The following is a 12,326-nucleotide window of genomic DNA, read 5'->3' as shown; positions in this document are numbered from 1 at the left end:
TATCTTCTCGCGACAACGGTATCGGATAGAATTTCATCAGTAGTGTTACTAGTTGTACGCATCCCCGTGGTAACGGGAATGCTCTCAAAGAATGGACAGTCATTGTGATCGGATTTATCGTCGCGGGTCTCATCATCGGCGCGCTCGCGCGCCTCATCAAACCGGGCAAGCAGAACCTCGGGCTGCTGGCGACGCTGCTGTTGGGACTTGTCGGTTCAGTGATCGGCGGCATCATTGCCAGCCTCCTGGGAACCGGGAAGATCTTCGAACTTAACGTGATCGGCTTCGTGGCAGCTGTGATCGCTTCTGTATTGCTGATTGGCGTCGCCGAGGGCATCAGCGGACGCCGCAAGGTCCGCCGCTAAACAGCCGGACCGGCTCCGGCCGGTTGGTTCTTCCCGACGGCGTGCAGGTCTGCCCAGGTGCTGGTACCGCAATGGGCCGTTCGCCGGCGTGTCGCGCCGCAACCCCCTGAACGGGTCGCGCAACCTGAGCAAACCTGCAGGCTGGTCAGGCTGTGCTCAGCCAGCCATGGGTCATTTTGGTGTCGTTGATCTTGGTTCCTCTAGGTTTTGCGCTGGGAACTGTGCGCCGTTCGATTTCGCTCCTCCGCACTGATACTGATGCCTTGCTGCGTCAGATCTGATTGACGGCGCGGCCGGCTTGCCCTAGCTATCCGGGAATTCGGCGCCGAGACCGGACAACACGCCAAACGCCTTGGCCCGGACCTCATCCCACTCGTCCGCCGGGTTTGAGTCGGCGGTGATCGCCCCGCCAACACCCAGGGTCAGGCGGGTGCCGCCGTCGTCGTCCTCAAGCACGAGCGTACGGATGACGACGGCGAGGTCGGCTGCGCCGTTCAACGAGAAGTAGCCGACGGCGCCCGAATACAGGCCGCGCGGGGCTCCCTCCAACCGGTCGAGGATGGCCATTGTGCTGATCTTTGGCGCGCCGGTCATCGACCCGGCGGGGAATGCAGCGGCCACGGCCTCGGTGCGGGACGTCCCGGGTCGCAGCTGGGCGTCGATGGTGCTCACCATCTGGTAGACGGTGGCGTACCGCTCAATTTCGCACAACCGGCTGACGCTCACGCTGCCGGGGACGGCAACGTGGGACAGGTCGTTGCGCAGCAAATCAACGATCATGATGTTCTCGGCGCGGTCCTTGTGGGACGTCAGCAGGTCTTCCCGCAGGGCTCGGTCGAGTTCCGGATCAGGCGAACGACGGCGGGTGCCCTTGATCGGCTCGGCCCGCAAGGAGCCGCTGGCGCTGAGCTGCAGGAACCGCTCAGGGGAGGTGCTGGCCGCAGCGAAACCCGGAAACCTGAGGAAATGGCCGAAGGGAGCCGGGCTGACCCGGCGCAGGGAACCATACACGTCGAGGGGCCGCAGGGGCTCGGCGGTGTGGGCCTGCAGGGAGGTGGTCAGGCACACCTCGTAGGTGTTGCCCTCCCGGATCTCCGCCTGCGCCCGGCGGACCTTGTCCAGGTAGCCGGTCCGGGTGTCGCGGGAGGTGAAGACCGGCGCCGGGCCGGCGGCCGGGGCAGGGTCCTGCGGGTGCGCCTCAGCGACGGCTGCGCGGGCCGAGGCGAGCCACTCCTGTGCGTCTTCGTCGTGGGAGGTCCCGGCCAGGGTCAGCAGATAGGTGGCCTGCTGCTCGTGGTCCAGGACGACGGCGCGGCCCGCGAACAGGAGCACCGCGTCAGGGAGAGGGCTGGCGGGGACCGAAATGCCACCCGTTTCCCGTCTGAGCTCATAGCCAAGATAGCCGAGCCAGCCCAGCGTAAAGCCGCACTCATAGTCCTCGGGGGTAGGCACCGCCCGACGACCCCAGGTCGTGTCGAGCCAGCGGAAGAACGGCCCGGGGATCCGGGCCGTGACCGGCCCGGAGACGATCTCGGTGCTGCCGGCGGTGTGCCGGGCCAGCTGGCCGTACTGCCCGCCGTCGTCGGCCATGATGCTGAACCGGCTCCGCCCGCCCACACCCGCCTCCGCGTCCGAACTGTCCAGCCAGACGGCGGCCTCGGAAGGCCCATAGAGGGCGGCGAACAGGGCACCACCATCGGGACAGCCGGCCAGCCGCTCGACCTGGACGGAGGCGGCGCGGCGCTGCGCGCGCTCCACCGCGAGCAGCGATCCGCACTGAGGCAGCCCGGTCAGGGCCACCCGGGCCCGCTCCGGTGCCGCGGCGTCCTGGTGCCCGTCAACCACCAGGTCGGCGGTGACCTGCGGCTGATCGTGGTCGAGCCACGTTTGTTCCTGCCGGGCCCAGCGCTCCCAGAACGGCGCGTAGGTGTCACCGTCGCGGGTCAGCGCGCTGGAACGCCTGACCTCTTCAGGGGCGTCCACCCAGATGCTGACGTCAAGGAATTCCCGAGCGGTCCGGCAGGCTGCGCCCACCCCCTCAACGATGACGACGTCGGCTGGTTCGGTGCGGCGTCCCGGGCCATCGTCGCCGGCGGCCCAGTCCCAGGCCCGCCAGGTGGCGGTGCGCCCGGCGGCGAGAGGGCGGAGCACCGACGCAACGTAACGGTCCATGCCGGATTCCAGGCCATCCCAGCCCGGGTAAATATCTTCGAGGTGAAACAGGCTCACCGTGTGGTGCTCACGGAGCAGCGCGGCTAACTCGACCGCGAGCCGGGTCTTGCCGGCCCCCGAGCGACCGTCAACAGCAATGATCAACGGTGCGACGGCGGTCCCGGCTGTCGGTGGCATGGGCAGTGGATCCTTCGGGGTGTCGTCAGGCGACGGCGAGCAGGACGCCCACGGCTACAAACAGTAGGCCAAAGACACGGTTGAGGACGACCTGCCCGCGCGGGTTCTGCGTAAACCGCCTGAACGATTTGGCGGCAGCCGCATAGAAGAACCACATCACCAGCACGTCGATCGCCACCACAGTGCCCGCCAGGATGCCGTATTGGCCCAGCAGCGGTTCGGAGGGCCTGATGAACTGGGGGATGAAGGCGAGGAAAAAGACGATGGCCTTCGGGTTGAGCAGGTTCACCCACAGGCCCCGGCGGAACAGGGAGAAGGCGCCCTCCACCCGGCGGACGGCGGCTGCCTCCTCGAGCTCGGGGGCCTGGAAGAGCTTCCGGATGCCCAGATAGACCAGGTACGCGGCGCCTCCGAAGCGGATCACGTTGAACGCCACCGGTGAACTCGCCACGAGCAGCCCGACGCCGGCAGCCACTACCGCAATGTGCACCAGGAGGGCTACCTGCTGCCCGAGGATGCCCCACATCGACCGACGGAAACCCACCGTCAGCGAGTTGCTCATGGTGTTGACCGCCCCCGCGCCGGGGCTGAAACTGATGAGGGCCTGGGCTCCAAGCAGAGCCAGCCAGACGGAAAATGTCACCAACTGATCCTAGCTGCGGCGTTGGCCCCGCGGTGCGGGGAATCCAGACCACGAAATGTATCGTCATAGGGTGACTAGGCCAGGTATACGAAGGGCAGCCCTACTGGTGACCGGCCTGACCGCCGTGTCCACCCTGTTCGGGTTTGTCCGTGACGTTGTCATCGCCGCCGTCTTCGGCGCCGGTGCCGCACTCGACGCCTACCTGGTGGCCCAGGGCCTGATGAACATTGTGCTGGGCCTGATCGCCTACGCCATGGCCCGGTCGGCGATCCCTGTCACCTCCCGCGAGGCCGCTGAGGAAGAGGGCGGGTGCCGGGGCCACCCCGGGTTCGATACCGCCCTCACCGTCACTATGATCGTGCTCGGTGTGGGCGGGGTGGTGATGAGCATCTTCGCCGGTCCGGTAACCGCGATTATTGCCCCGGGGTTCGACGGCGCCCAGGCCGAGACCACCGAAGCGCTCACCCGCATCGTGCTGATCGCGACGGTGCTGATCGCCGGAACTGATCTGCTGGCGTCCCTGTCGCAGTCGCATGGGCGGGTTGCCTGGTCGGCTCTCCAGGGGGTTCCGTTCAACATCATCATGATCGGCGCAGCGGGACTGTTCGGTCCCACCTACGGGATTGCCGCGCTCGCCGTGGGCTTCGTCGTCGGATCGGGGGCGAGGCTGCTCCTGCAACTCCCGCCGCTGTTCTCCCTGGGTACCGGGGTGCGTCCCCGGCTGAACCTTCGCGACCCGGGGTTTCGGGAAATGGCGCGGCTAATGCCGCCCATGCTGGTGGGCAGCGCAATCGGCAACATTAACACGCTGGTGGATCGAGCGGTGGGCTCCACCCTTGATGAAGGTGCCATCACCGCCCTGTCTTACGGTTGGCGTCTCGTGAATCTTCCCGAGACCCTGATCATTGCGTCCCTCCTCGTACCCCTGTATCCGGCGTTGAGCGCTTCCTCAACCAACATCGCCGAAGTGCGCCGGCTGGTCGGGCGGGGGCTTGCGGTAGCTGTGACCGTACTGACGCCGTTGTGTGTAGTGATGATTATTGCCGCCGAACCGCTCGCGGAGGTGGCCTTCGGCCGCGGTGCCTTCACCGGCGATGACATCGCTGCAACGGCCACCGCTTTGGCCTGGTATGCGCCAGCACTGCTGGCACTTGGGTGCCGGCAAGTGGTGGTCAGTGCCTCCTACGCCCTCGGCGATGCGCGGGCGCCGGTGGTCGTAGCGGTGATCGCTATGGTCATCAACGTAGTCGGTGACATCCTGCTCGCGCCGACTATGGGCATTGCCGGTATCGCGCTGGCCACCGCTGCCTCCCTGGGCTTCGCAGCCCTTGCAAACAGCTGGCTGCTGCACCGCCGCCATCAGGGTCTTGATCTTGGGGCGGCCACGGCGCTTCTGGCACGGGCCCTGGGGCTCGCGGCGATAGCCGGAGTGGCCGGCGTCGCCGTGCTCGCGGTGGTGGCGGAGCAACCCGCCCTAGTGGCCGGCGGGGCTGTGGCGCTGGTGGTGTGCGGGGTGTACCTGGCCGGGCTGGCGCTGCTGCGCGCGCCGGAGCGGCTCCTCGCCCTCGACCTGGTCAAAGGCGTCGCACGGCGGGGGCGGCGGGGTTGACCGAGGCGGATCAGGGGACGGCTGCGGCCGGTGTGGGCTTCCGGTCCACCCGTCGCAGCCGAGCCGAGGCCAGGTGCAGGGTCGGCCCCAAATCCTTGACATCCCACACGCTGTGGCGGGACCGGCCCGCCCACCGCAGGGTGTTCACCACGTCTGCAACCGGCCCACCGCGTCGTTCGACGCTGGCCCGTCGCAGGTCCCCGGCGGTCCACGCGTAGCGCATCCCCGGGGTAGCGTCGGCTAACTTCTCTACGTTCTCACCCAGCACCAGACGCCCCCACAGATCGGTCAGTCCCGGACGTGATGCGTTGGTCAAAGCCATCGAGCCGAAGAACCGGCCGTTGAGGTCGATCAGGTGATGGACGCCGTCGTCGTCGATTAGGAACTGCAACTCCACCAGCCCCCACCAGTCCAGATCACTCAGCAGAGCCTCCGCGCGGGCGGCCAACTCCTCGTCCACGGGTACGGTCTCCGCGCGGGTGGACACACCGTTGGGTGTGGGCCAGAGCCGGGAGGTGACCTGTTGCACCCGGCCGTTGAGGCGGCCGTCGTGGAAGACGCCGATCAGCGCGCCCAGATGACCCTGGACCGGTTTCTGCAGAATCGGTTCGGCGCCGGCTTTCCGAACCCGGTCGATCTGAGGGCCAGCCGAGACGACGTCGGGGAAAAGTTTCGCTTCAATCCGGTGGGGGCGGGTCTGCCCGTGGGCCCAGTGCGACAGGCATTTGACCACCACCGGACCCCGCCACTCCGTCATGGTTTGGTCGGTGGCTGGCACAGTGCGGGGTGCCGCGAGGCCGAGCCGGTGGGCGCGTGCGGTGAGGTCCACCTTGTTGAGGGCAGCGTCGACCACCGCGGCGGGCGGATGGGCCACATGGGTGGGGATGTCGTCGCGGTAGGTTGCGAGCGCTGCCATCCAGTCGTCGCCGCCGCCGAACACGACGTCGTACGACCCGAGAGCCACCGCCCGGCGGACACCCTCGGTGAACGCGCTGCCGTCCTGGCGCGGTCGGGGCACTACATGCCGGGCGGAGCAGGCGGCTGACGCGCCGAGCATTCCGCCGTCGTCGGGGGTGCCAACACCTACCAGCCAGCCGGACTGGCGCAAGGATCGGACGGCAGCGAGGGCACCCCTGTCCCGGCTGGTACTGATGACCAGGGCTCGCGGCCCCTCATGTGATGTGTATGTCACGCTCGCCTCAAGATGTGGTGAGCGGCCGCCCGATGCTCCGCACCGGTTCAGACGCTTGCTGTTGATCCAGGTTTAGTAGGCTTTTACTTTACTGTCGGGACCCCCCGCGACGGCGGGATGCCGCGCCGTCGCGGTGCTTTCTCATCAAGCTCTAATGCTCCTCGAGCATCGCCATCGCCGCACTGTGGCCACCCAAACCGCTGACTCCGCCGCCGCGCTGGGACCCCGCGCCGCACAGCAACACCCGCGGGTGGTCGGTGGCAACGCCCCACCGTTGCGCGGGCGTCTCCAAGGGTGCGTCGTCTTCAGCGAACGGCCACGACAGCGGCCCGTGGAAGATGTTGCCGCCGGTCAGGCCCAGGGTGCCCTCCAGATCGAGGGTGGTCTTCGTTTCTATGCAGGGCCGCCCGTCGCCGTCGAGCAGGATGCAGTCCTCGACGGGTTCGGCCAGCACGCTGTTCAGTGAGGCGAGCACTGCGGCCTGGAGTTCGGCCCGCAGGGCATCATGATCCGCGTCATGGGTCAGCCGGTGCGGGGTCTGCAGCGAGAAGACGGTCAGGGTGTGGGCGCCCGATTCCCGCAGCGAATCTGACAGGATCGAGGGGTCGGCCAGTGAATGGCAGTAGATCTCGATGGGCAGCGGCGACGGGATCTGACCATTCTCGGCGGCCGTGTAGGCGGTATCGAGCTGCGAGTACAGCTCGTTGATGTGGAAGGTGCCGCCGAAGGCCTGCTCGGGCTGAACCTCAGGGTCCCTGAGTCTCGGCAGTCGAGAAAGGAGCAGGTTCACCTTGACCTGCGCGCCTTCAGCGCCGCCGCCGTGAGCGAGCCAACCATCAGTGCGGGGGCCGCCCATCAGCTGACCCAACACGGCCGGGGTGACGTTGGCGAGTACGTACTCACCGGTGACGCGCTGCGTCCGAGAAGTCTCGCCGGTGGGGTGGTAGTGGACGACGCCGTTGGGGGCCACCCCGGTCACCTCGGCGTCGGTGCGGATCACCACCCCCGCTGCCCGCGCGGCTCGTTCCAGGGCGCCGCTGACAGCGCCCATCCCGCCCACCGGGACATCCCAGTCCCCGGTGCCGCGACCCACCACGTGGTAGAGGAAGCATTTGTTTTGCTGCAGGTCCTCGTCGTGGGCCCGGGCGAAGGTGCTGATCAGGCCGTCGGTGAGGAGCACTCCGCGGGCCAGATCGCTGTCCACGGCCCGCTCAATCACCCCGCCGAGTGGCTGCTCGATGAAGTCGTTCCAGATCTCGTCGTCGCCGACGAGGCCCTTCGCCTCGGACCGCCTAAGCAGTGGTTTGGTGAAGGTGGGCCAAAGCTTGTCCGCAAGGATCGCAGTGCGGCCGTAAAATTCGCCGAAGGCACCGGCGTCCGGGCCGGCGCCAATGCGCCGGAAACTGTCGCGGGTCGCCTTCCGGTCCTCGGTGTCGACCAGCAGCCCCGACTCGCCCCCGGGTAAGGGCGTATAGGAGGAGTAGCGTCGGCGGACCAGTTCAAGGTCGAGCCCCAAATCGTCGATGATCTGCTGCGGGAGCAGGCTCACCAGATAGGAGTAGCGCGACAACCGCGCCCCAGTGCCTGGAAAGGCCTCGGCCGACACCGCCGCTCCACCGACGTGGTCCTGGCGTTCAAGGACCACCACCGACCGGCCCGCTTTGGCCAGATACGTGGCGGCGACCAACCCATTGTGTCCGCCGCCCACCACTACTGCGTCGAAATGATCCTGTCCGGCCCGTGATCGATCCATTGACTCACCCTAGCAACCCGGCTAAAGGGCTGGTGGTTGGTCCACGTCATTCCGCGCCGCAATGGTCGCCGCGGTAATCTGGCGCATCATCTCGGCGAGCAGCAGTTGCTCCTTGGTCGAGAAGTTCTTCAGCGCGCCGCTGATGTGCTGCGCTAGGGGGGCGAAGAGCTTCCCCCCGGTCTCCATCGCTTTTTCGGTCATCTCGAGGTGAACCTGACGGCGGTCGACGTCGCTCCTGGTGCGTTTCACGTGGCCCGCACTGTTCAAGCGGTCCACCAACGCGGTGGTGGCGGGGGAACTCAGGTGCAGTTCGGAGCGGAGCATTCCGGGAGTCACCGTTGCCCCTGCGCGGGCCGCGCCCATCATCACACCGAGGGCGTTGAGATCAGTGCGGTAGAGGGAATCGCGCGCGCTGACAGCATCAACATACCGATCCGTCTCAACGGTGAACTGCTGGAGCAGCGCCATCAGTTCAGGGCCCGGATTCTCTACCATGTGTCCTTTCACCTCATCGGTTGAACAGGTGCCGCATCGACAACTCTAGTCCGTCTATCCATTTATCTCCATCATAGATATAGTCTTCTCTAGAGATAATTACTTCGAGAGGCGTTCATCATGCACAGCAAGTGGTTGCGGGTCCTGCTGCCCGCCGTCGTCGTCCTGGTGTGGCTAGTCGGCGCGGCGTTCGGTGGCCCCACGTTCGGCAAGTTGGAGGAGGTGTCCAGCAATGACCAGGCGTCGTTCCTGCCAGCGAGCGCCGAGTCCACGGAGGCTGGGGAGCTGCAGACACAGTTCACCGATTCGGATGCCCTGCCCGCCGTAATCGTTGTGGAATCGGCTACGGAGATCCCGCCGGCGGAGCTGGGGGTCTACGAGGAGCTGACTGCGTCGCTCGCCGCCGTCGACGGTCTAGAAGCGACTGAGGCTGGTGGCCCCACAGTCATTGGGCCCGTGCCATCCGAAGATTCCTTTGCCATCCAATACATCGCGTTCGTTGCCGACGATGCCGAGCTGGGTGAGGTGGTGGAGTCGCTCCGCGATGTGCTGACCGCCGAAATTCCCGAGGGCACCACCGGCTATGTCACGGGGCCAGCCGGCTTCGCCACCGACTTGGTCAGCGCGTTCGGCGGTATCGACGGGCTATTGCTCGGCGTCGCCCTCTTGGCAGTCTTCGTGATTTTGTTGGCCGTCTACCGATCCATTATTCTGCCGTTTCTGGTGCTGCTGACCTCTGTATTTGCTCTCGCAACCTCCATCCTGCTGGTCTATGCCTTGGCCAGCTGGGGATGGATCCAGCTTAGCGGTCAGAGTCAGGGCATCCTGTCCATCCTGGTCATCGGTGCCGCCACCGACTATGCCCTGCTGCTGGTGGCCCGGTTCCGTGAGGCTCTCGGCGAGTTCGAGTCCAAGTGGGAGGCGATGCGGGTGGCGTACCGCGGCTCGTTTGAACCGATCCTCGCCTCCGGCGCGACAGTCATCCTGGCGTTGCTCTGCCTGCTTTTCTCCGATCTGAACTCGAACCGGAGCCTGGGGCCGATCGCTGCGATCGGGATTGTGTTCTCGCTGGGCGCCGCCCTGACCCTGCTACCGGCGTTCCTGCTGCTCTTTGGCCGGGCTGCGTTCTGGCCGTTGCGCCCCAAGGCCGGCTCCCATCATGTCCAGCCGGCCGGCGTCGACGCCACCGGGCTGGAAGGTCTGCGCGGTATCTGGAAGCGGACGGCGACGCTGATCTCACGGCACGCGCGGACCGTGTGGGTGGCGTCCTTCCTGGTGCTGGTCGCCGGGTCGTTGGGACTGCTTCAACTGCAGGCCAACGGGGTGCCGCAATCGGCGTTGATCCTGACCGAATCCAACGCTGTGGACGGGCAGGACGCCCTGGCACGCCACTTCGACGCCGGCTCCGGCAGCCCGGTTTCGGTTATCGCCCCCGAAGAGGACCAGGATGCTGTGCTGGAGGTGGTGCAGGGTCAGTCGGGCATCACCAACGCGGCACTGACTGTCGAGTCGCCAGAACCCGGTGCCGCCGTCGTCGTCCGCGACGGCAACGTGTTGATCTCCGGAACCCTGCAGTCCCAGGCGGATTCAGAAGCGGCCGAGGACGTGGTGCGGGACCTGCGGACCGAGCTCGACGACGCCAGCCCGGAGGCGCTGGTGGGCGGTGTGACAGCGATTGCCATCGACACCAACGACACGGCGCAGGCCGACCTGGTGAAGATCATCCCGATTGTGCTCGCGGTGATCCTGGTCATTCTCATGCTGCTGCTCCGCTCCGTGGTAGCGCCGGTGCTGCTGATCTCGAGCGTGGTGTTGTCCTACGCCACGGCGCTGGGCGTTTCGGCGCTGGTATTCAACAACGTGTTCGGCTTCGACGGCGCCGATGCCTCGGTGCCACTCTTCGGGTTTGTGTTCCTCGTGGCGCTCGGCGTGGACTACAACATCTTCCTGATGACACGCGTCCGGGAGGAGTCGCTGCGGATCGGCACCCGCCCGGGAATCCTGCGGGGTCTGGGCGTCACTGGCGGCGTGATCACGTCGGCGGGGGTAGTGCTGGCCGCGACCTTCGCCGCGCTCGGGGTGATTCCGATCCTGTTCCTGGCCCAGATTGCGTTCATCGTGGCCTTCGGGGTGCTGCTGGACACGCTCATTGTTCGCTCGCTGCTGGTGCCCGCTCTGGCCTACGACCTGGGTCACCGCATCTGGTGGCCGTCACGGCTGGGCAGGGAATCCGGACCGGTGCACAGGGGCTCTGCGGGAGAGGCTCCCGGGCGCCAGGAGCACGAACACCGCGCCGAGCCAGCCCATCGCGGGTAAGCATCCCCCGTACGCTCTTTCTTAGCGTTCCGGCCAAGCGGCATGCCACGATTACCCTCTTCGCCGAGGCGTGGGATCTGGCGGATTGACGGCGTTCTGAGTCGTTCTGAGACGCCGGATCTCCCACTTCGGCGATTGGGGAGGGGCTTCACCTTAGAAGGGTGGTGGGGTTTCTGGTGGTGGGGTGGGTGGTGGGTTGGGTTTGGTGGTGTAGGTTTCCCCGGCGGGGGAGATCGCGGTGATCGTCCCGGGTTCGGGTTGGGTGTAGTGCCAGAAACCCTCCGTTTTGAACATGTGGTGACGTTTACAGAGCGCTGCCAGATTTGAGTAACTGGTCGTCCCGCCCCGGGACCAGGGGATCGTGTGGTCGAGTTCGCAGAACACCGCCAACCGGTTACACCCCGGATGCCGGCACGTCCCGTCTCTGACTCTCACAGCATCTTGGAGGTCTTTGGGGACCCGGTACGTGGTTGCATCAGCCCCGAGCCTGGCCCCCGTGAAGGGGTGGGTGAGGATCCTGGTAAACGACGGCGCGTGCCCGGCGAGCCTGCGGGCAGTGTCCGGGTCGATTGGCCCGTACCCTTCCAACTCACCCGGCGCATCCCCACCCATGAGGGTCAACACCGGGACCGTCACGAAGACCTTCGCCTGCACACCCCAAAACTGGTTGCCTTCACCGGACTGGTTGCCCTCCCCGGACTGGTTACCCTCCCCGGACTGGTTGCCTTCACCGGACTGGTTGCCTTCACCGGACTGGTTGCCCTCCCGCGGCTGGTTGCCTTCACCGGGTGCTTCGGCCTGTGACCGGGCCCGTGATCGGGTAAGAGAATCACCGGTAGCCCTCTCAGGGTTGGTCTCACCAACGGATTCGGGGCCGGCGCTGGTGAGTGCGTCGATGAGGACGTCAGCCCTGAGTTGGGTGAGGGTGCGGGGTTCGTCGGGGCCCTGTAAGTTCCGGGCAGCAGTGTCGACCCGGTGGTAGATCCCCGCGGCTTGCTCGGTCGGTAGGAATGCTTGGAGCCAGGCCATCCCGTCCTGGGCCGGGTCCAGATACACGCGGCGTTCCTGGACAGCCTTGCGATGCCGGCTACTAATCGACTCGGGGTGCAGGACTTGAGCCTGTCAAGTTGTTTGTGTAAGCGGGGTGCCTCTGGGTGGTTTTCATAGGTGGGGGTTGATGCGGTCGGGGTAAGCGAGGGCGAGTTGGGCGAGGGCTTGTTTCCAGTTGGTGGTGACTTGGCCTTCGACGAGGCGTCCGTCGGCTTTGCGTATAGCGTCATGGCCGCGGCCTCGTTCTTTGGCTCGTTCGCGGGCGCGTTTGTCCTCGATGTTGCAGATCGCCAGCCAGAGCAGTTTCACGACCGCGTCGTCGGAGGGGAAATGGCCGCGGTTCTTGATGATCTTTCGGAGCTGGAAGTTCAAAGACTCGATCGCGTTGGTGGTGTAAATGACCCTGCGCAGCATCGGCGGGAAGGCTAGGAACGGGGTGAATTGGTCCCAGGCGTCCTCGAAGGCCCGGACGGTGTTCGGGTTTTTCTTCCCTAGCTCCGAGGCCGCGAATTCCTCCAACGCTGCCCGCGCCGCGGGCTCGTTCGGGGCCTGAT

The 12,326-nt window shown here is 66.3% G+C and carries 10 protein-coding genes; 3 read left to right on the top strand and 7 right to left on the bottom strand.

Features of this window, described 5'->3' with window-relative positions:
- Positions 1-104 precede the first annotated feature (104 nt).
- Positions 105-365 carry a GlsB/YeaQ/YmgE family stress response membrane protein gene (locus ACX80G_RS05485; RefSeq protein WP_459306260.1) on the top strand — a complete coding sequence of 87 codons (261 nt, stop codon included), beginning with the start codon at positions 105-107 and terminating at the stop codon, positions 363-365.
- A gap of 303 nt (positions 366-668) precedes the next feature.
- Here ACX80G_RS05485 and pabB read toward each other — a convergent pair whose 3' ends face one another.
- Together pabB and ACX80G_RS05475 are read right to left on the bottom strand one after the other, a co-directional pair.
- A complete protein-coding gene (pabB, locus tag ACX80G_RS05480; RefSeq protein WP_459306258.1) occupies positions 669-2,714 on the bottom strand; it encodes an aminodeoxychorismate synthase component I in 2,046 nt (681 codons plus the stop codon).
- Positions 2,715-2,739: 25 nt separating this feature from the next.
- The gene (locus ACX80G_RS05475) at positions 2,740-3,357 is read right to left on the bottom strand and encodes a LysE family transporter (protein ID WP_459306257.1); all 618 of its coding nucleotides are present in this window, start codon (positions 3,355-3,357) and stop codon (positions 2,740-2,742) included.
- A gap of 106 nt (positions 3,358-3,463) precedes the next feature.
- Between ACX80G_RS05475 and murJ the strand changes: the two genes are divergently transcribed.
- Positions 3,464-4,966 (top strand): murein biosynthesis integral membrane protein MurJ, encoded by a 1,503-nt coding sequence (murJ, locus tag ACX80G_RS05470; protein ID WP_459306256.1) that lies wholly within the window; start codon positions 3,464-3,466, stop codon positions 4,964-4,966.
- A 10-nt stretch (positions 4,967-4,976) separates the two neighbouring features.
- Here murJ and ACX80G_RS05465 read toward each other — a convergent pair whose 3' ends face one another.
- The 3 genes from ACX80G_RS05465 to ACX80G_RS05455 form a co-directional block, all read right to left on the bottom strand.
- Positions 4,977-6,158 (bottom strand): ATP-grasp domain-containing protein, encoded by a 1,182-nt coding sequence (locus ACX80G_RS05465; protein WP_459306254.1) that lies wholly within the window; start codon positions 6,156-6,158, stop codon positions 4,977-4,979.
- Positions 6,159-6,309: 151 nt separating this feature from the next.
- On the bottom strand, positions 6,310-7,911 hold the full coding sequence (locus tag ACX80G_RS05460) for a phytoene desaturase family protein (RefSeq protein WP_459306252.1): 1,602 nt from the start codon (positions 7,909-7,911) through the stop codon (positions 6,310-6,312).
- Positions 7,912-7,932: 21 nt separating this feature from the next.
- Entirely contained in the window at positions 7,933-8,406 is a 474-nt protein-coding gene (locus ACX80G_RS05455; protein WP_459306250.1) for a MarR family winged helix-turn-helix transcriptional regulator, read from the bottom strand.
- A gap of 120 nt (positions 8,407-8,526) precedes the next feature.
- Between ACX80G_RS05455 and ACX80G_RS05450 the strand changes: the two genes are divergently transcribed.
- Positions 8,527-10,722 carry an MMPL family transporter gene (locus ACX80G_RS05450; RefSeq protein WP_459306248.1) on the top strand — a complete coding sequence of 732 codons (2,196 nt, stop codon included), beginning with the start codon at positions 8,527-8,529 and terminating at the stop codon, positions 10,720-10,722.
- Between the two features lie 153 nt (positions 10,723-10,875).
- Here the strand turns inward: ACX80G_RS05450 and ACX80G_RS05445 are convergent, their stop codons facing one another.
- Positions 10,876-11,778, bottom strand: a complete 903-nt coding sequence (locus ACX80G_RS05445) for an HNH endonuclease (protein WP_459306246.1) — start codon at positions 11,776-11,778, stop codon at positions 10,876-10,878.
- Positions 11,779-11,883: 105 nt separating this feature from the next.
- A partial coding sequence (locus ACX80G_RS05440) for a transposase (RefSeq protein WP_459306244.1) occupies positions 11,884-12,326 on the bottom strand: 443 nt, incomplete at its 5' end.

Source organism: Arthrobacter glycogeni (assembly GCF_054510815.1).
The sequence above is the reverse complement of the archived record's forward strand: the minus strand, read 5'-3'. Positions and strand labels throughout refer to the sequence as shown.